General features: G+C 63.1%; 17 protein-coding genes. 6 read left to right on the plus strand and 11 right to left on the minus strand.

The window, feature by feature from the left end:
* Nucleotides 1-3: 3 nt before the first annotated feature.
* Genes pstC through phoB form a run of 5 tightly spaced genes read left to right on the plus strand, consistent with a single transcriptional unit; the run spans nucleotide 4 to nucleotide 5,090 of the window.
* Nucleotides 4-1,464: a phosphate ABC transporter permease subunit PstC gene (gene pstC / locus FN060_RS04225; protein WP_142586996.1), complete on the plus strand. Its 1,461-nt coding sequence runs from the start codon at nucleotides 4-6 to the stop codon at nucleotides 1,462-1,464.
* Nucleotides 1,461-2,795 carry a phosphate ABC transporter permease PstA gene (pstA, locus tag FN060_RS04230; protein ID WP_142586997.1) on the plus strand — a complete coding sequence of 445 codons (1,335 nt, stop codon included), beginning with the start codon at nucleotides 1,461-1,463 and terminating at the stop codon, nucleotides 2,793-2,795. Before pstC ends, pstA begins: the two co-directional genes overlap by 4 nt.
* A gap of 14 nt (nucleotides 2,796-2,809) precedes the next feature.
* The gene (pstB, locus tag FN060_RS04235; protein ID WP_052637867.1) at nucleotides 2,810-3,625 is read left to right on the plus strand and encodes a phosphate ABC transporter ATP-binding protein PstB; all 816 of its coding nucleotides are present in this window, start codon (nucleotides 2,810-2,812) and stop codon (nucleotides 3,623-3,625) included.
* Between the two features lie 44 nt (nucleotides 3,626-3,669).
* Nucleotides 3,670-4,389, plus strand: coding sequence for a phosphate signaling complex protein PhoU (phoU, locus tag FN060_RS04240; protein ID WP_052637868.1), 720 nt, complete (start codon nucleotides 3,670-3,672; stop codon nucleotides 4,387-4,389).
* A gap of 17 nt (nucleotides 4,390-4,406) precedes the next feature.
* Nucleotides 4,407-5,090 carry a phosphate regulon transcriptional regulator PhoB gene (gene phoB / locus FN060_RS04245; RefSeq protein ID WP_142586998.1) on the plus strand — a complete coding sequence of 228 codons (684 nt, stop codon included), beginning with the start codon at nucleotides 4,407-4,409 and terminating at the stop codon, nucleotides 5,088-5,090.
* Between the two features lie 219 nt (nucleotides 5,091-5,309).
* Here phoB and phnE (FN060_RS04250) read toward each other — a convergent pair whose 3' ends face one another.
* The 11 genes from phnE (FN060_RS04250) to FN060_RS04300 form a co-directional block, all read right to left on the minus strand.
* A complete protein-coding gene (gene phnE / locus FN060_RS04250) occupies nucleotides 5,310-6,809 on the minus strand; it encodes a phosphonate ABC transporter, permease protein PhnE (RefSeq protein WP_142586999.1) in 1,500 nt (499 codons plus the stop codon).
* Nucleotides 6,810-6,820: 11 nt separating this feature from the next.
* Entirely contained in the window at nucleotides 6,821-7,780 is a 960-nt protein-coding gene (phnE, locus tag FN060_RS04255) for a phosphonate ABC transporter, permease protein PhnE (RefSeq protein ID WP_142587000.1), read from the minus strand.
* A 77-nt stretch (nucleotides 7,781-7,857) separates the two neighbouring features.
* A complete protein-coding gene (gene phnD, locus FN060_RS04260; protein ID WP_142587001.1) occupies nucleotides 7,858-8,766 on the minus strand; it encodes a phosphonate ABC transporter substrate-binding protein in 909 nt (302 codons plus the stop codon).
* An 80-nt stretch (nucleotides 8,767-8,846) separates the two neighbouring features.
* Nucleotides 8,847-9,704: a phosphonate ABC transporter ATP-binding protein gene (gene phnC, locus FN060_RS04265; RefSeq protein WP_142587002.1), complete on the minus strand. Its 858-nt coding sequence runs from the start codon at nucleotides 9,702-9,704 to the stop codon at nucleotides 8,847-8,849.
* Nucleotides 9,705-9,868: 164 nt separating this feature from the next.
* Nucleotides 9,869-10,204 (minus strand): hypothetical protein, encoded by a 336-nt coding sequence (locus FN060_RS04270; protein WP_077547142.1) that lies wholly within the window; start codon nucleotides 10,202-10,204, stop codon nucleotides 9,869-9,871.
* 134 nt (nucleotides 10,205-10,338) lie between these two features.
* On the minus strand, nucleotides 10,339-10,527 hold the full coding sequence (locus FN060_RS04275; RefSeq protein WP_052637875.1) for a hypothetical protein: 189 nt from the start codon (nucleotides 10,525-10,527) through the stop codon (nucleotides 10,339-10,341).
* A gap of 96 nt (nucleotides 10,528-10,623) precedes the next feature.
* Nucleotides 10,624-10,914 (minus strand): helix-turn-helix domain-containing protein, encoded by a 291-nt coding sequence (locus tag FN060_RS04280; RefSeq protein ID WP_077547143.1) that lies wholly within the window; start codon nucleotides 10,912-10,914, stop codon nucleotides 10,624-10,626.
* Nucleotides 10,915-10,945: 31 nt separating this feature from the next.
* On the minus strand, nucleotides 10,946-12,196 hold the full coding sequence (locus tag FN060_RS04285; protein WP_142587003.1) for an O-antigen ligase family protein: 1,251 nt from the start codon (nucleotides 12,194-12,196) through the stop codon (nucleotides 10,946-10,948).
* Nucleotides 12,193-13,746, minus strand: coding sequence for an undecaprenyl-phosphate glucose phosphotransferase (locus FN060_RS04290; RefSeq protein ID WP_142587004.1), 1,554 nt, complete (start codon nucleotides 13,744-13,746; stop codon nucleotides 12,193-12,195). The genes FN060_RS04285 and FN060_RS04290 overlap by 4 nt, the downstream gene beginning before the upstream one ends.
* A gap of 90 nt (nucleotides 13,747-13,836) precedes the next feature.
* On the minus strand, nucleotides 13,837-14,997 hold the full coding sequence (locus FN060_RS04295) for a glycosyltransferase family 4 protein (RefSeq protein WP_142587005.1): 1,161 nt from the start codon (nucleotides 14,995-14,997) through the stop codon (nucleotides 13,837-13,839).
* A gap of 6 nt (nucleotides 14,998-15,003) precedes the next feature.
* A complete protein-coding gene (locus FN060_RS04300; RefSeq protein ID WP_142587006.1) occupies nucleotides 15,004-15,579 on the minus strand; it encodes a polysaccharide biosynthesis/export family protein in 576 nt (191 codons plus the stop codon).
* Nucleotides 15,580-15,741: 162 nt separating this feature from the next.
* Here FN060_RS04300 and FN060_RS04305 point away from each other — a divergent pair, with 162 nt between their 5' ends.
* Entirely contained in the window at nucleotides 15,742-17,913 is a 2,172-nt protein-coding gene (locus FN060_RS04305; RefSeq protein WP_142587007.1) for a GumC family protein, read from the plus strand.
* Nucleotides 17,914-17,918 lie beyond the last annotated feature (5 nt).

Genomic DNA, 17,918 nt, shown 5'->3' on the forward strand with positions numbered 1-17,918 from the left:
TAGATGAACGTTGGTAGCATTATCCTTGTCGTCCTCGTGCTGGCGGCAATCGGCTATGTCCTCGGCAGGCGCCGTGCGCTGGCCACATCAACGACAAGTGGTGTCCGGCTACACTCGCTTCCCGGCTACTACGGCCAGACGGTTGCTCTCTTCGTTGCCGTGCCCGCCCTTGTTGTTCTGGCTGCCTGGCTGTTCGTCCAGCCGATCGTGATCGAAAGCCGCGTCGACGGCATGATCCCCGACAGCGTGATCCCACAGGGTGGCGCGCGCAGCCTGGTCATGGCGGATGTGCGGCAGATCGCCGGTGGCCTCGACGCGGTTCTCCAGCGCAATGCGCTGAACGAGGAAGCGCTCGTCAACGGCGAGGTCGACTTTTCCAATATCCGCGCACGGCTCGCAGAGGTCGGTGTCGCAATCGGCAGCGATGCTCCACGGGAGGTGTTCGAGGCGGCCGTGAGCTATCGGCAGAGCGCCGGGTACGGCAATATCGCCATGACCCTTGTGGTGCTTGGGCTGGCTCTTGGGCTGGGAGCCTGGTCGATGTTGCGCATCCGGCCGAAGATGCGGGCGCGCAATGTCAGCGAGAACTTCGTTCTCACCCTACTGATCGGCTCTTCGATGATCGCCATCCTGACGACGGCGGGCATCGTCTTTTCGCTGGTGTTCGAGACCATCAACTTCTTCAAGATGTACCCGGCATCGGAGTTCTTCTTCTCCACCGTCTGGAACCCGCAATTCCGGGGAGGGTCAGAACTCGGCATCCTGCCGCTGCTCTGGGGAACGCTCTATATCTCGCTGGTGGCGCTCCTCGTCGCCGTGCCGATCGGGCTGATGATAGCGATCTACCTTGCCGATTACGCCGGATCGAAGCTGCGAAGCTTCGCCAAGCCGGCGATCGAGATCCTTGCCGGCATCCCGACCATCGTCTACGGCCTCTTTGCGCTTATTACGGTTGGACCGTTCCTTCGCGACTGGATTGCCCAGCCCCTGGGACTCGGAAACTCCTCGTCGTCCGTCCTGACTGCCGGCCTGGTCATGGGCGTCATGATCATCCCGTTCGTGAGCTCGCTTTCTGACGACATCATCAATGCCGTACCCCAGGCGATGCGCGACGGTTCCTACGCCCTGGGTGCGACCCAGTCGGAGACCATCAAGCAGGTGATTCTTCCCGCCGCACTTCCGGGCATCGTCGGCGCCATTCTCCTGGCCGCCAGCCGGGCGATCGGCGAGACGATGATCGTGGTGCTCGGCGCCGGTGCCGCGGCGAGGCTCGATCTCAATCCCTTCGAGGCGATGACGACCGTCACCGTCAAGATCGTCAGCCAGCTGACCGGCGACACCGAGTTTGCGAGCCCGGAAACCCTGGTCGCCTTCGCGCTCGGCCTTACCCTTTTCGTGATCACACTCGGGCTCAACGTGCTGGCCCTCTATGTCGTGCGCAAATATCGGGAGCAGTACGAATGACCGACGCTATCGCCGCGACGACCGGCCAGGTCAAACCCGCAGTCAGCGCCAGGACGCGCCGCCGCAAGGCAGCGGAGAACCGGTTTCGGCGCCTTGGCCTGCTTGCCGTCATCCTCGGGGTTCTGGCGCTCGTCGGTCTGCTGGCCTCCATCCTGACAAACGGATTGTCGTCCTTCCGGCAGACCTACATCACGATGGAGATTTACCTGGACCCGGGCATTCTCGACAAGCAGGGAAATCGCGACCCTGCCGAGATCGCCAAGGTCACCACCTTCGGCTATGCTCCGCTGATCAAGGCCTCGCTCGCAAAGGCGATGGTTGACAAGGGCTTTGACAGCACGATGGAGGCGGATGCGGCCGCCGAGCTGATCTCGAAGGAGGCGCCTGCGATCCTGCGGCGTTATGTGCTCGCGGATCCTTCCCGGATCGGCGAGACGGTCGAGTTCGACATGCTCGCATCCGGACGCATCGACGGCTACTACAAGGGCCGGGTAACGATGGCGAGCGCTGAGCTCGACCGCAACACATCCCCGGAGCAATTGCGCCTGGCCGACGAGTTGAAGCAGGCCGGGATCCTAACGACCCGCTTCAACTGGGACTTCTTCACGGCACCAGACGCGTCGGACACCCGGCCCGAGGCCGCCGGCCTTGGAGTCGCGATACTCGGCTCGGCTTACATGATGCTGATCGTCCTCGTCCTTTCACTGCCGATCGGCGTGGCGGCTTCGATCTATCTTGAAGAATTTGCGCCGAAAAACCGCTTCACCGATCTGATCGAGGTAAACATTGCCAATCTTGCGGCCGTACCCTCGATCGTCTTTGGTATTCTGGGGCTTGCCGCCTTCATCAACTTCGTCGGGCTGCCGCAGTCGGCGCCGATCGTCGGCGGGCTGGTGCTGACGCTGATGACGCTGCCGACCATCATCATCGCCACCCGGGCTGCCCTGAAGGCAGTCCCTCCGTCGATACGCGATGCAGCGCTGGGCGTCGGTGCATCCAAGATGCAGTCTGTATTCCACCACGTCCTGCCGCTGGCCATGCCCGGTATCCTCACCGGCACGATCATTGGACTTGCCCAGGCGCTCGGTGAGACGGCACCGCTGCTTTTGATCGGCATGGTCGCCTTCGTGCGCGAATATCCCGCGGCACCTCCGGAAGGATTTTTCGATCCCGCTTCGGCTCTGCCTGTCCAAGTCTACAACTGGACGCAGCGCGGCGACCCTGCTTTTGTGGAGCGCGCATCCGGTGCGATCATCGTCCTGCTGGTATTCCTGCTCGTCATGAACCTTGTCGCAGTCATACTGCGTCGCCGCTTCGAGCGCCGGTGGTAATGGAGAACAGAGCGATGAACATCCTGTCGGAAGCCGCCACTGAAGAAGCCTTGGTAAAGAAGATGAACGAGATCGACTACAAGATGATTGGCCAGGACGTCTCCGTCTACTACGGTGACAAGCGGGCGCTGTTCGACGTCAACCTCGGCGTGCGCAAGAACACCGTCACCGCCCTGATCGGACCCTCCGGCTGCGGCAAGTCGACCTTCCTGCGCTGCCTAAACCGCATGAACGACACGATCGCGAATGCCCGTGTGACCGGCAAGATCACGCTGGACGGCCAGGACATTCAGGACCCGGACATTGATGTCGTGGAACTGCGTGCGCGCGTCGGCATGGTCTTCCAAAAGCCCAACCCGTTTCCGAAGTCCATTTTCGAGAACGTTGCCTACGGTCCCCGCATCCATGGCCTCGCTCGCTCCAAGGCCGATCTCGATCAGATCGTCGAAAGCAGCCTGCAGAAGGCAGGCCTCTGGAACGAGGTGAAGGATCGCCTTCACGAGGCCGGGACGGGTCTTTCGGGCGGGCAGCAGCAGCGCCTGTGCATCGCCCGCGCAGTTGCTGTGTCGCCGGAAGTCATCCTCATGGACGAGCCCTGTTCGGCACTTGACCCGATCGCCACCGCAAGGGTGGAGGAACTGATCCACGAATTGCGGGCGAACTACTCGATCGTCATCGTTACCCATTCCATGCAGCAGGCTGCCCGCGTGTCGCAGCGCACCGCAATGTTCCATCTTGGCCACCTCGTCGAAGAGGATGACACGGACAAGATGTTCACCAACCCGAACGACCAGCGCACACAGGACTACATCATGGGTCGCTTCGGCTGATCCGCGGTGGACCGCGCGCTACCAAGACACTGAGGAACTGGATCATGCCATCATCCCACATCACGTCGGCTTTCGACGAGGAGTTGAAATACCTGGCCCGCCGGATTTCCGAGATGGGCGGCCTTGCCGAGCAGATGTGCGGCGACGCGGTTCGCGCCTTGGTCAATTCCGATACCGCACTTGCCCAGAAGGTGATTTCCGACGATGTGATCCTGGATCACGCGGAACGCGAGATCGGCGAGAAGGCCATCGTGACGATCGCCAAGCGCCAGCCCATGGCGGCCGACCTCCGCGAGGTAATCGGCTCGCTTCGCATCGCGGCTGACCTGGAGCGGGTAGGGGACCTCGGCAAGAATACTGCCAAGCGGGTGATCGCGGTCCAGGAAACGGGCATCCCGCGCAACCTTGCACGTGGCATCGAGCATCTGTCGGAACTGGCGCTGGTCCAGCTCAAGGAAGTGCTCGACGTCTATGTCACGCGCTCGGCTGAGAAGGCGGAAGCCATCCGCGAGCGCGACGAGGAAATCGACGCCATGTACACCTCGCTGTTCCGCGAGCTCCTCACCTACATGATGGAGGATCCGCGCAACATCACGAGCTGCACCCATCTGCTCTTCTGCGCCAAGAACATCGAGCGCATCGGCGACCATGCCACGAACATCGCAGAGACGATCTACTACATGGCGACCGGCTCGCAGCCGGAGGGTGAGCGGCCAAAGGATGACCGGTCCAACACGCTGAGCGCCGTCCTGAGCGACGACTAGGATCGCGGAGCCTTTTCATGCAGCCAAAGATCACCGTCGTAGAGGACGAGGAGGCCCTCAGCGTCCTTCTCCGCTACAACCTCGAGGCCGAAGGCTACGAGGTTGAAACCATCGTCAAGGGGGACGAGGCCGAACTGCGCCTCCAGGAGCGCGTTCCGGACCTCCTCATTCTTGACTGGATGCTGCCCGGCGTATCCGGGATCGAGCTTTGCCGTCGCCTGCGCCAGCGCCGCGAGACCGAGCGCCTGCCGATCATCATGCTGACGGCGCGCGGTGAGGAGAGCGAGCGGGTTCGCGGCCTGGCGACCGGCGCCGACGACTATGTGGTCAAACCGTTCTCGACGCCCGAACTGATGGCTCGCGTCAGGGCGATGCTCCGGCGTGCCAAGCCCGAGGTATTATCAACCGTGCTCCGTTGCGGCGATATCGAGCTCGACCGTGAAACCCATCGCGTTCACCGCAAGAGCCGGGAGGTGCGGTTGGGTCCGACCGAATTCCGCTTGCTGGAATTCCTGATGTCGGCACCGGGACGCGTCTACTCTCGGGCGCAGCTGCTCGATGGCGTCTGGGGCCATGACATCTATGTCGACGAGCGTACGGTGGACGTCCATGTCGGCCGGCTGCGCAAGGCCCTCAACTTCTCCAACATGCCCGACGTAATCCGCACGGTCCGCGGCGCCGGCTACTCCCTAGAGGGCTAGGCGCCCGGCATCCCGGAACGCGATCCGAAGACCTCAGAGCAGCGGCCCGCAGTGCGGCTGCTCTTCTCGTTTTGGGGGGCGCCAGCATTTCGAGGGGAGGGTGATAACCGAGGACAGGAGTGGCAGGAAAAGAGCCGCGACCGTTCCCGGCGCGGTTCTGGAGTTTTCATAAACCGAAGCCGGTCGGAAGCTCGGATTGCTCGGTCGTAAAGGCCTCCGTCACCTCTCCCTGCCGATCAGCCGGGAGCGCAATGCGTTCGAGATCCCGTCGAAGAGGAAGATGACGATGAGAATGAGCAGCACCATGTAGGCGACGTTCTCCCAGTCGGAATTGGTGCGCATCGCCTCCCACAGCTTGAGGCCGATGCCGCCGGCTCCCACCGCACCGATGATCGTCGCGGATCGGGTATTGGACTCCCAGAAGTAGAGCGCCTGGGAGGCAAAGACCGGCATGACCTGCGGCAGGACGCCGTAGCGCTGGACGGTGACCGGCGGTGCGCCTACCGAGCGGACGCCTTCGCGCTGCTTGTCGTCAATGTTCTCCAGCGCCTCGGCATAGAGCTTGCCGAGCGTTCCGGTGTCGGTGAAGAAGATGGCAGAGATGCCGGCGAGCGGCCCCGGGCCGAAGGCACGTGTGAAGAACAGCGCCCAGATCAGCATGTCGACCGAACGGAGGAAGTCGAACAGGCGCTTCGTCAGCTGGTTCGCCGGCCGGTTGCGGAAGATGTTGCGGGCGGCGATGAAGGAGAGGGGAAAGGCGACGATCATGGCGAACAACGTGCCGATGAAGGCCATGACGATGGTCTGCAGGAGCTTCGTCCAGACGTCGAGATGCTGCCAGGACGGGTTGTAGAGGATGTCGCTCCAGGCGAGCGACAGGTTGGACCTAGCCGGGTCGATCCGCTCGCCGGTAAAGATCAGCGAGACAATCTCGCCCGACGACTTGCCGAAGAAGGCGGAATTTGTATCGAAGAGGAAGTTCTCCCAGCCGAGGAAGCGCTTGCGGATGCGAACGCGGTCGTCGCTGACGTCAACCCATCCGGAGAAGCCGAAAAACGCCGTCACCCGCCCCCCAATCGATCGCTGTTCCACCCATTCCGGAAGCGGGCCCTGGACGTGGACTTCCTCTGCGTCCCGATCGAGCAGCAGCGTCACCGTTTCGCCGCCGCGCGTGAGGACGACACGGTCCGGCTGGACATCAATGGTGTGGGAGGAGCCCATGCGGACGACGGCTTCGGTCACGATCTCCTCGGTTCGTGTCTCGACAGTAGGCGCCGCCGGTGCGGCCGGCTGCTGGGCGGGTGCGGGCGCCATGAAGCTGAAGCTCGATGTGGCCTGGCCCGATTGGGAGGGAGCGGCCGCCGGCATCTCGACCCTGCGCGTTACCGTCTCGCGTTTCGCCTCGAGCCAGTCCGGATTGGGGTTCGGGCCAATCGGATCGAAGCGCGGATAGGTGATCTGCATGGATCCGTCGGAGGCGATGTCGATGTCGGGCCGGATTTCGTAGGAGACCCAGTCGGCGAGGTAGTTTCCTGCAAGGCCCCAGTTCGCGCCGCCGACCACCTTGCCGACAGCGAAGAACCACCAGGCGAAGATGAAGTAGAGAATGGCCGCCGATGCGATGATCGGGATGCGGAAGCGCTGCCAGATAGAGCGGTGCAGGAGCTCGGGATGGCGCGCCGCCAACGCGTCCATTTCGGCTGTGTTGAGAACGGTCATGGCAGCCTCGCTCAGATTGTCTGAAATGCCTGGTCGCCGACCAGCCTGCGACGCAGCCATGCGGAAAACTGGTCTACGGCGATGATGGTCAGGAGAAGGAGCAGGACGATCGCCAGGGTCTTGGCTTCATGCCCCTGGCCGATGGAAAGGCGCAGCAGCTCACCGATTCCGCCGCCACCGACCGCACCGATGATTGTGGAGGCCCGCACGTTGATCTCCAGGCGCAGCAGGAAATAGCTCATGAAGTTCGGCATGACCTGCGGGACCATCCCGAACCAGGACCGCTCCAGCCAATTGGCGCCGACGGCCTTCAGACCCTCGTCCGGCTTCATGTCGGCGTTCTCGATCACCTCGAAGAACATTTTTCCGAGGGCGCCGATCGTGTGGATGGAGACAGCGATAAGTGCCGGAACTGGCCCGAGCGAGAAAATGGCCAGAAAGAAGCCCGCAATGACGACTTCCGGGAAAGCTCGAAGCAGCTCCATCAGTCGACGAATTGGCCCTCGTATCCACGCGTTTGGCGTCATGTTCTTTGCCGCAAGGAAGGACAGCATGAAGCCGAAGATCAAGCCGATGCCTGTGGCTGCAATCGCGATGTTCAGTGTCACGAGCATCTGATGAACGTATTCCGGCAGGTAGATGCTCTCCGTCAGGTAGAGCCGGCCCTCGGGATAGTTGTACTTCAGGCTTCCGTCTTCATAAGGAGAGGGCAGGTCGAACAGGGCGCGCCAGATCTCCCAGCCGTCCCTCGGGATGAGGTCGCCGATGAAGTCGAAGAGATGTGGCAGGCGATCGAAGAACTTGCCGGCATTGGTCTCGTTGGCGAACCATAGCGAGCCGGATACGGCGAGGAGCAGCAGTGTGCCGGATGTGACGGTATAGAAACGGCGCTGCCCTGCGAGTTGCTGCCAGTGGCGCTCGACGAGAACCCCGCTGTCGCTGAGTGTCGGCTTCATGACGGAAGTCGGCATCATGCTTTCCTGACTGTTGTGGGGTAGGGAAAAGGCCGCCGAACGCAAAGTTCAGCGACCTCGGTATGATCTGCGGATCAGCCGCCGATGGTCGCCCTGCGGGCATCGATGATCGGCTTGTAGAAGTCGACGTTGACCTCTGCGAAGCCCGTGAAATCGCCGCCCTGGATGGCGGAGAAGCAGGCAGGATCGCTCTTCGGCAGAGCCAGCATGAAGTCCTTGAACTTCGCCTTCATGTCCTCGTTCATTGAGGTGCGGACGACAACCGGGCCGTTCGGGATCAGCGGCGACTTCCACAGTTCGACGAGGTCGTCCATGTTGAGGATGCCCTTGTCGACCATCTTGCGCAGGTTGCCGGACGTGTAGCCATCCTTGAAGTCGCCGACACCCGAGCCGAAGGTCGTGCCGGCATCGAAAGTGCCCTTCAGCACTTCGAGGACGAGATTTTCGTGGCCGCCGCCGAACCCCGTCTCGGCAACCACTTCCTTTACCGGCTTTCCGCCAAGGGCTTCGGGCAGGGTAACGGTGGGAATCAGGAACCCGGAGGTGGAGTCCGGATCCGCAAAACCAAGCTTCTTGCCCTGGATGTCCTCGACCTTGGTCATGCCGGAATCCTTCCGTGCGACCATGATCGAGTGATAGCCCATCGAGCCGTCGGTCTGCACCGTCGTGAGGATCGGCTCGACGGCTTCCGGGTTCTCCAGGTAGATCTTCGCGTAGCCCGAGGCCCCGAGTTCTGCGTAGTCGAGCGTGCCGCCGAGAAGGCCCTGGATCGTGCCGTCATAGTCTGCGGCGGGGAACAGCGATACCTTTTCGACACCGATGGCGGCAGGCAGCTTGTCGACCATGCACTGGAAGTTGCGCAGGCGGTCGGCCTCGTTTTCACCGCCGATGATGCCGATGCGGAATTCCTTCAGGTCCTCGGCCATGGCATGGCCGCTGAGAGCGGCGACGGCCGCGGTGGTGAGCAGAATTTTCTTCAGCATGGAATTTCTCCTGTCTTGTCCGGTCCCCCGGAGCGTCGTTGCATGAAGTGCCCTTGACGCGGGCGTTACGATCGGGCGGGTCAGGCGCTGGCGGCAGCCAGGGCACCGATGCCTTCGGATGGTCGGGCGGCGGCTGCGGCGGCTGCGGCGGCCGCAGGAATGTTGATGCTGGTGGACGTCATCGTCTCGTCGATGCCGGCACCATGCGGGTCGGAACCGTAGATTTCCTGGACAGCGTCCGCCGTCAGTTCGTGCGGAGCGCCGTCGAAGACTACGCGTCCGCCGGCCATTCCGATAATGCGCTCGCAGTAGGCGCGGGCCGTATCGAGCGTGTGGAGGTTGGTGATGACGGTGATGCCCTCGCGCTCGTTGATGTCGCGCAGCGCGTCCATGACGATCTTCGCGTTGAGCGGGTCGAGCGAGGCAATGGGTTCGTCGGCGAGGACCAGCCGTGGGGCTTGCATCAGCGCGCGGGCGATCGCGACGCGTTGTTGCTGGCCGCCGGACAGTGTGCCGGCCCGCTGCAGCGCAGTCTGTTCGATCCCAAGCCGTTCCAGGGCGGCGATTGCCATGATGCGCTCTTCGCGGGTGAAGAGGTTGAGCACACTCATGGCCGTGGAGCGGTGGTTGAGCCGTCCGAGCAGGACATTGGTCAGGACGTCGAGCCGCGGCACGAGATTGAACTGTTGGAAGATCATCGCGCAGTCGCGCTGCCAGCGGCGAAGCTCGGCTCCCCGGAGGGCAGAGATTTCCAGGTCTCCGAAGTGGATTGTACCGGATGAAGCGTCGGTGAGCCTGTTCATCATCCGCAGCAGGGTCGACTTGCCGGCACCCGAGCGGCCGATGATCCCGACCATCTGGCCCTGCGGGATGTCCAGGGTGACGGCGTCAACGGCTGTGCGGGTCCCAAATATCCGAGTAAGGTTCGTCAGTCGCATCCTGTGCCCCCTGTTCTAGCTGAGGGGTCACTAGCCGCGCTTCATGAAGTGCTCATGTCACGTTGATGTAGGTTTTGTGAAAAGGCTAAAGAGGCCGCGGCTGTCCCGGCGGGACGTCCGCGGCCTCTGGCGTTGTGAATAGGTCGAGTCGAAGTATGTGGCTCTCAGAGCTCCGGGCAGCCGCGCTCGTTGGCGAAGACCATCCGCTCGGGACCGCGACGCGTCATTCCCTGGACCGTAACCGTGCGCCGGGTGATCCTGGTCACTTCGGCACGGCGCAAGCCGGCATCGCGAGCGATGGAGAGGGCGAGGCGGGGGCTGCATTCGTCGCGGCGCCGGTCGCGATCCCGATCCCGATCGCGGTCCCGGATGACGGGCCGGACACCGTCAGGTCCGATCCGCAATTCCAGATCCTGTGCAGAGGCAATCTGCGCGGTTGTGGTGACGGCACCGAATGTCAGAGCGAGGGCAACGCCCATATTGGCAAGGGTCTTAAGCATTTGTTTCTCCGCTGGCGAGGGGCCGCCGTTGATGACGCCACCAACGCGATTGTGAACGATAGGTTCCGTGCATCTGCAAGGGTAATTGTGAGGAATGGCTATGGCAGGCGAAGGGATGCGTTCCATCCCCTTTTTCAGCGAAACCGGGGCGTCCGCGAAGCGTTCATGAGCAGTTCCTGCTCCGAAGCGAAGGGACCGAGGAGCTTCAGCAGACGTGCTTCCTCTGTCCGGTCAAGACGGTAGCGTTTCGCAAATTCGCTCACACTCCAGACCTTGCGGAGACCCTTCTGTTCGAACTGCTCCAAGTCGATCCGCTCACTCATCTCAACCCCCAGAACGCGACATTTCGCCTGTAACGCAGGACCGGGCAGGAAGTTCCGGAGGAAGATGAAGAAAAAGACGCGGCCTGCGGACTAGCGCTAGCCGTCGTTGGCGGAACTCAGGTTCTGGGGACGGATGCCCTCGTCTGTCGCGCGCTGGCGCAACCGGACCCCCGGTCCGGCGCCGGGATTGTCCTCGCCGGCCGCAAGGAAGACGACGCCCTTGGCCTCAAGGGTGAGGCGAAGTCGTTCGACGACCGCCGGGTCGACCGCCGTCGATGTCTCTGCCTCGTTGAGCGCCTCCATGGAAAGTCCGGTTGCGGCGGCCAGTTCTTCTATGGAGAGGCCGGCGATGGCGCGACCGGCGCGAATTTGTGTTCCTGTCAGCATGGCTGGAAATCTGGCGCGGTAACTGGGCAAGTCAAGCGCCCCGCAAGGGGTTGGTCGAGGGGAGGCGTCGTAGATGGCGTTGCTCGAGAGCAATGCAGCCCCAGACGATGCCGAGAAGGAGGTAGAAGTGTCGCCAGTGATCGGTGTCGATGACATTGCCGATCAGGGTATGTCCCAGGATCATAACCCAGCCAATCATCAGATAGGGCTGCCAGGGACGGTCGCGCAGGAGATACCGGAAACCAGCCGCAAGCGTCCAGCAGATGAGGGTGAAATAGGAAACGAAGCCCAGCCACCCGTGGGTCGTCAGCGACTTGAGCCAAATATTATGCTCGTCCTCTCCGAACATCCGACCAAGCTCCATCGGTCCCAGGCCCAAAGGCCGCTCCATTGCGAGGAGGAAGCCGATCTTGTGGCGCTCGAAGCGGCCGAGGCGGGCGCCGTCATATTCCTGCACGAGACGGGCGCGGTTGCTGAAAAGGTCGGAAACCCGGTCGAACTGCAGGGCGATGATGACGGCGACCGCCAGCAGGACGATCGCCGCGATGCTGAGCGCGAGGATCTTCAGCCGGAATGCTCCCGTGCGTTCCTTGAGCAGCATGAGGAAGACGAGCATGAGGCTGGAAAAGACCAGTAATCCCCAGGCTGCACGGGAGAAGGAGAGGAAGACGCCCATGACCAGCACCAGCAGTCCGGCGATGAGGAGGGGGGCCTGCACCAGTCTGCCGGTCAGGAGACGGTGCAGGAGGTAGAGGATCGGGGCGACGAGGTAGGGGCCAAAGACGTTAGGGTCTTCGAAGGCGCCCATGGCGCGATCATAACGGGTAAAAATGCCGGCGCCGGAAAAGGCATGGAAGTAACCCAGGATCCCGAGCGTGCCGGTGATAAGGGCAGCTGCTACCCAGGCCTTGAAGATGATCTGGAGCCGTTGCGGACGTTGCTCGATTACCGCGGCATAGAGGACGGTGGTGAGCGCGAGAAATGTGGAAACGGCGATATAGATCGGTCCACCGGCCATGTCCGGCATGACAAGCAGCGACAGCATTCCGCCGACGTTGAAGACGAGGAGCAGGGCGAGCGGGATTGCGACGGTTCTGGAGATGGTCAGCCCAAGCAGGAACCAGACGATGATCTGCCCGGCCATGAGCAGTTCGTAAGGCGCCGGCTCCGACATCACGAAGCCGGAGAGGAAGACACCGACGGCGATGGCGGCCGATCCTGCAAGGGCTGCAATTGCCCGCCCCGGTGCCGCGACGCGGCTATCGGCCGGTACCGCGCTCAATAGGCATTCTCCGCCTTTAGGAGCCGGATCGGCGTCAGGAAGAGGATCTTCAGGTCGAGCAGCAGCGACCAGTTCTCGATGTAGTGCAGATCATAGGAGGTCCGCATCCGGATCTTCTCGTCGCTGTCGAGTTCGCCGCGCAGGCCATTGATCTGCGCCCAGCCGGTGACGCCCGGCTTCACCCTGTGGCGGGCGAAGTAGCTCTCGACGACATCCACGTAGCGGCGCTCCCCGGTCTGTGCGTAGACCGAATGGGGCCGCGGCCCGACCAGCGACAGGTCTCCGCGCAGGACGTTGTACAACTGCGGCAGTTCGTCGATCGACGACTTTCGCAGGAAGCGCCCAACGGGCGTCACCCGCGGGTCGTCCTTGGTGACCGCCCACTTGGCCGTCGGGTCCGCCTGCTCCGTGTACATGGAGCGGAACTTGAGCACGTCGATGACCTCGTTGTTGAAGCCATGGCGCTTCTGCACGAAGAGGATAGGTCCCTTCGACGTCGCCTTCACGGCGATTGCTGCGCCGAGCATGATGGGCCAGGCGAGCGCAAGCGCAAGCAGGGCAAAGACGATGTCGAATGCCCGCTTGGCCACGGAGTCCCAGTCCCGGATGGGCTTGTCGAGTATGTCGAACATCGGCACCACACCCACATGGGAGTAGGAGCGGGGCCTGAAACGCAGCTGATTGGCATGTGCCGCCAGCCGGATGTCGACGGGCAGGACCCAGAGCTTGCGGAGGAGCTGCAGGATGCGCGCCTCGGCGGTGGCGGGCAGCGCGATGATCAGCATGTCGACATGGGCGAGCCGGGCGAACTCCACCAGTTCCGCAAAGGTGCCGAGCTTGGGATAGCCTGCAATGACGGCCGGTGAGCGTACTGATCCGCGATCGTCGAAGACGCCGCAGATACGGATGTCGTTGTCGGATTGCTGCTCGAGCGCCCGTACGAGCTGCTTGGCGGGCTCGCCGCCTCCGACGATGACGGCGCGCCGTTCCATGATGCCGTTGCGTGCCCAGTGCTGGATGCCGAACGCGATGAGTTGGCGCTCGACCAGAAGAAACAGGGTTCCCGCGGCAAGCCAGAGGAGGTAATCGCCGGCCACGAGACTCTGTCTTTCGACCAGATAAAGGCCTCCCGCGGAGGCGAGGATGCCGAGGGCGGCGGCCGCAGCCACCCGACCGCGACTGCGCCGTGCGCTTCGCAGCATCGGGATATGGTAAGTGTCGGCCAACTGGAGCAGCAGCACCGTCAATGCGGAGCCGAGTGACAGGACCGCGATCCGCCCCAGTGGAGCAGCGGCGGACAGGAGCATAGCCGCCGCCAGCAGGTTGATGGCCAAGAGAGACGCCAATTCGAGAAGTCGGATTTGGCCGATCAGAAGGGTCGGAGAGTAATTCTCGTCGCGGTACTGGCGGGCAATCTGCCGGGCGAGCGGATTGAGCACCGACGGCTGGTCGCTTTCGTCGGTTGCAGAAGTGGCATCCGTTTCGGGTTCGGCGATCCTGCGGCGCAGGGATGCGGCGTCGAAACGCTCCTTTCCGCCCAGTTCGTTCATGGCACTGGTTCTCCTGCAACGCATGCGCATGCGCGCGCGGCCCCTGGTTCCGTCATCGTCCGGACTAGCAGAAAGTTGCTAAGAAACGCTTTAGGATGTGGTGGCGGAGCGCGGAGGGGCTGCGAGTTCCCGGTAGAGGCGCAGCATCTGGCTCGCCATCGCGGATGTCGAGAAGGCGGAGCGAAAGGCCTCGGGTCTCGGCATCACCCGATCTCGCCAAGCTCCGTCGGACATGGCGTCGGCCATGATACTTGACAGATCGGCGGGGTCACCGGGCACTGCCAGCGCCTCGCTGCCGCTACCGAGGATTTCCGGTATGCCACCCACTCGCGACGCGATCACCGGCTTGCCGGCCGCCAGCGCCTCGATGACGACATACGGCATGGCTTCGGCGCGCGAGGGAACGACGACGAGATGAGCCATGGCGAAGGCCTCGCGGGCAGGCATGGCAGGCAGCATCCGCAGCCGCCGCGAAAGCCCGCGTTCGGCGATCAGGGTCATGTAGCGATCATGATCAGGACCATCCCCGACGACCAAGCCTGACAAGGGGCGTCCGATGAGGCGTTCCGTGCGTGCGAAGGCGTCGATGAAGACATCCGGCCCCTTCAGGTCGCGGAGCATGCCGATGTAGAGGAAGTCGGCTGCATCGGTCTCCGGCGCAACGGGCTCGAATTCGCAGTCCCTGACGCCGTTGAGGATTACCCGGAACGGCACGCGCGGCGCGCCGATCTTGTCCTGATACGTCCTTCGCTCGTAGTCGCAGACGAAGACAAGGGCGTCCGTGAAGTGCTCCTGCAGTCGCTCCAACCGGGTGACGATTTTTCCGGAGAGCCGGCCGGGATCGAAATGGAGGCTACCTCCATGCGGCGAGTAGAGCCGTGTCACCGGGAGCTGGTTGAGCTTCAGGGCGGAGCCGATCAGACGGGCCATTGCGCCGCCCTTGGCTCCGTGGCCGTGCAGGATGTCGGGCTGCAGGCTCCGGATGTGCCGGTAGGCGCGATAGAGCGCCGGAATGTCGGAGGGCGATATCGCCCGGCGCATGGGGATGCGGGTCAGGCCAAGCGCGAGATGCGGCTTGACCGCATCGAACATGCGCTCCTCATGGGCGCCGCCCGTCGAGCTGTCGCAGAGAATACCCACCGCATGCCCCGCAGCGTGGTGCTCCTCCACGAGATCGCGAACATGGCGGAAGATGCCGCCGACCGGAGACCGGAAGCAGTGCAGAATCCGCAATGACCGCGATTGTTCCATGCCGGCTCAGAAGAGCCGCTCGCGGACGTGGATTGTGTCACCGGCGAGCACCGGGCTCGACACCTCGGTTCGACCGGTAAATACGCGTCCGTTGATCTTGCGCGTCACGTCCACGTCCCGCTGGTTTCCGCGCGGGGTGAAGCCGCCAGCAATGGCGATGGCATTCTGCGCCGTCATGCCCGGCACGTAGGAATACTGGCCGGGACGGCCGACTTCGCCCATCACGAATACGGGGCGATAGCGATCCACTTCGATCGTGACGTCCGGGTCGCGCAGGTAGCCCTGTTTCAGCCGAGCCGCGATGGCTCCCTCAAGGGCCGGAAGCGTCTCGCCGCGCGCCGCGACCTGGCCGATCAGCGGGAAGGCGATGTAGCCGGCCTGGTCGACGGTGTAGGTGTTGGAGAGGCCGGGCTGTTCGAAGACGGTGATCCGTAGCCGGTCGCCACTGTCGAGGCGGTAGGGCTGCACCGCTGCCTGGTCGAACGACTTCGGCGCAGGCTGGGAAGTAGAGCAGGCCGCAAGCGCCGTGGCAATCGAGGCCAGGGCGAGTGTCGTAAGGCTTTTTCGACTGGCGAATGACATTCGCGGCATGCTCCGGCTGTGCAGATGGATGCCCTTTTATCGGTCGAACATGGTTAACGCCCGGTAAAGGCAGATGTGGTTGCCCTTGTCCCGCCGTCCATTAACCCTCGCGTTACCATGGTGGTTTACCATTACGCCCGTTGATGAGGTTGGAGCTTCGATATGTCCGGCGTGATGGGCAACGATCAGGATGCAGATATCGACCTGGGACGGCTCTTCTCTGCCGTGTGGCAGCGCAGGGGCCGGTTGCTTGCCGCCACGGCACTGGCGGCAGGACTCGCATTCGTTGCAACGACGATCATGGCGCCGAGCTTCCGCGGCGAGGCGCGGATCCTGATCGAATCCCGATCTCCGAACCTCAGCGCCGGCCAGGCGCCCGCGTCCGGCAATGACCCGGTCCTCGATACACTCAACATCACGAGCCAGGCGGAGGTCCTGCAGTCGAGCGACCTGATCAAGCAGGTTGCGCGGGATCTGCGCCTGCACGAGATCGCCGAATTCGATCCGGATGGACACTCGCTGTTCCCCGGTCCTTTCGTCCTGCTCGGGCTGGCGCTGGACCCCTTATCGGTCGCTCCCGAGGAACGCGTCGTCCGCGAGTTCCGGGAGAAGCTGAAGGTCTATCCGATCGAGAACTCGCGCATCATCGCGATCGAGTTCTCATCGCATGATCCGAAACTGGCCGCAGCCATTCCCAACAAGATGGCGCAAGTCTACCTGGCGCTCGAAAGCGGTGCCAAGCTGGACACGCAGTCCGACACAGCCAAATGGCTCGAGCCGGAAATCGCGGCGCTGACGGAGAAGGTACGCGAAGCCGAGCGCAAGGTCGCCGACTACCGATCCGAAGCCGGCCTGTTCCAGACTGCCCAGAGCGGCAGTTTCGCGGCTCAGCAACTCAATGACATTTCGAACGAACTCGCGCGGGTGCGGGGAGAGCGGGCCAACGCCGAGGCACGGGCGCAGAACGTGCGTGCGGCGCTGGAGGCCGGTCGTGCTTCGGACACGCTGACGGATGTCGTGGGATCCCAGGTGATCCAGCGATTGAAGGAGACCGAAGCGAACCTCCAGGCACAGATATCCGATCAGTCGACCGTGCTGCTGGAAAACCACCCCCGTCTCAAGGGGCTGCGGGCGCAGCTTCAGGGAATCCGCCGACAGATCGAGGCGGAGACGCAGAAGATCCTGGCCAGCCTGGATAACGAGGCAGAGGTGTCCCGCTTGCGTGAGACACAGCTTATCCAGCAGCTGAACACCATCAAGGCAGACTCTGCCCGCACCGGCGAGGACGAGGTGGGGCTTCGCGCGTTGGAACGGGAGGCGGCGGCGCAGCGGCAACTACTGGAGACCTACCTTGCCCGCTACCGCGAGGCCGCGTCGCGGCAGGAACCCGGCGCGGCGCCCGCCGATGCGCGCATCGTTTCCACCGCCATCGAACCTCAGGAGCCCTACTTCCCCAAGGTCGTGCCGATCGTGATCGTCGTATCATTCGCGACGCTCGTGCTGGGCGCCATCGCCGTCATGCTCGGCGAACTGTTCTCGGGCAGGGCGCTGAAGCCCTCGCAGGCTTCTGCGGGCATCGAACCAGAGATGCGGGACGAGGGTGACGAACATCTCGTCCATCGGATGCAGGCGGATGCCGCCGCGGAGTTCGACCAAATCCATGCGAGGTTGCAGGACGAGCAGCCTACGCCGGCAGAAGAGCCGACCGAAGTCGATCCAGCCGTGCCTGGGCCGGATGCTGAGGATGCGGACGAAGTCTTCAATATCGAGACGGTGGCGAACTACCTGACCCGCTACGACGTCTCGGTAGCACTTGCCGTGTCACCGCAAGGCGACAAAGGGTCCACCGCCACGGTGATGCTGGCACGGGACATTTCCGATCGTGGCAAGACCGTGGTGCTGATCGACATGACGGGCTCGGCTTGCCCGAGCCGGCTGATGGGAGCCGGAACATTGCCCGGGGTCACTGACCTATTGTGCGGGGAAGCAGCGTTCGGCGAGGCCATTCATGGCGACCGCCTTTCTGACGCACATATCGTGCCACAGGGCAATGCCGATGCCGTGGCTGCCATGCGCGGCATCGACCGCCTGTCGATGATCATCGACGCGCTTGCCGATGCCTATGACCATGTGCTGGTCGAATGCGGGGCAGCCGATGTCGAGGGGGTCTCGCGCCTCAGCCGTGGGCGCGACGCCGAGATCATCTTCTCCATCGCCGATGCCCACAGTGAAGGCTTTTCCGCAACGCTGGACGGCTACCGGAATGCCGGTTTCGACAATCTCCTCGTCATGGCGTCCGATGCTACCGTCCCAAGTGGACGTCGGGCGGCGTGAAGTAG

The sequence above is a fragment of the Pseudorhizobium halotolerans genome (genome assembly GCF_902153235.2).
Classification (GTDB): Bacteria; Pseudomonadota; Alphaproteobacteria; order Rhizobiales; family Rhizobiaceae; genus Neorhizobium; species Neorhizobium flavum.

What these genes read in the sequence shown, in the direction of transcription:
- pstC (WP_142586996.1), top strand. Translation starts at nt 4, where the DNA reads ATGAACGTTGGTAGCATTATCCTTGTCGTCCTCGTGCTGGCGGCAATC.
- pstA (WP_142586997.1), top strand. Translation starts at nt 1,461, where the DNA reads ATGACCGACGCTATCGCCGCGACGACCGGCCAGGTCAAACCCGCAGTC.
- pstB (WP_052637867.1), top strand. Translation starts at nt 2,810, where the DNA reads ATGAACATCCTGTCGGAAGCCGCCACTGAAGAAGCCTTGGTAAAGAAG.
- phoU (WP_052637868.1), top strand. Translation starts at nt 3,670, where the DNA reads ATGCCATCATCCCACATCACGTCGGCTTTCGACGAGGAGTTGAAATAC.
- phoB (WP_142586998.1), top strand. Translation starts at nt 4,407, where the DNA reads ATGCAGCCAAAGATCACCGTCGTAGAGGACGAGGAGGCCCTCAGCGTC.
- phnE (WP_142586999.1), bottom strand. Translation starts at nt 6,809, where the DNA reads ATGACCGTTCTCAACACAGCCGAAATGGACGCGTTGGCGGCGCGCCAT.
- phnE (WP_142587000.1), bottom strand. Translation starts at nt 7,780, where the DNA reads ATGCCGACTTCCGTCATGAAGCCGACACTCAGCGACAGCGGGGTTCTC.
- phnD (WP_142587001.1), bottom strand. Translation starts at nt 8,766, where the DNA reads ATGCTGAAGAAAATTCTGCTCACCACCGCGGCCGTCGCCGCTCTCAGC.
- phnC (WP_142587002.1), bottom strand. Translation starts at nt 9,704, where the DNA reads ATGCGACTGACGAACCTTACTCGGATATTTGGGACCCGCACAGCCGTT.
- FN060_RS04270 (WP_077547142.1), bottom strand. Translation starts at nt 10,204, where the DNA reads ATGCTTAAGACCCTTGCCAATATGGGCGTTGCCCTCGCTCTGACATTC.
- FN060_RS04275 (WP_052637875.1), bottom strand. Translation starts at nt 10,527, where the DNA reads ATGAGTGAGCGGATCGACTTGGAGCAGTTCGAACAGAAGGGTCTCCGC.
- FN060_RS04280 (WP_077547143.1), bottom strand. Translation starts at nt 10,914, where the DNA reads ATGCTGACAGGAACACAAATTCGCGCCGGTCGCGCCATCGCCGGCCTC.
- FN060_RS04290 (WP_142587004.1), bottom strand. Translation starts at nt 13,746, where the DNA reads ATGAACGAACTGGGCGGAAAGGAGCGTTTCGACGCCGCATCCCTGCGC.
- FN060_RS04295 (WP_142587005.1), bottom strand. Translation starts at nt 14,997, where the DNA reads ATGGAACAATCGCGGTCATTGCGGATTCTGCACTGCTTCCGGTCTCCG.
- FN060_RS04300 (WP_142587006.1), bottom strand. Translation starts at nt 15,579, where the DNA reads ATGTCATTCGCCAGTCGAAAAAGCCTTACGACACTCGCCCTGGCCTCG.
- FN060_RS04305 (WP_142587007.1), top strand. Translation starts at nt 15,742, where the DNA reads ATGTCCGGCGTGATGGGCAACGATCAGGATGCAGATATCGACCTGGGA.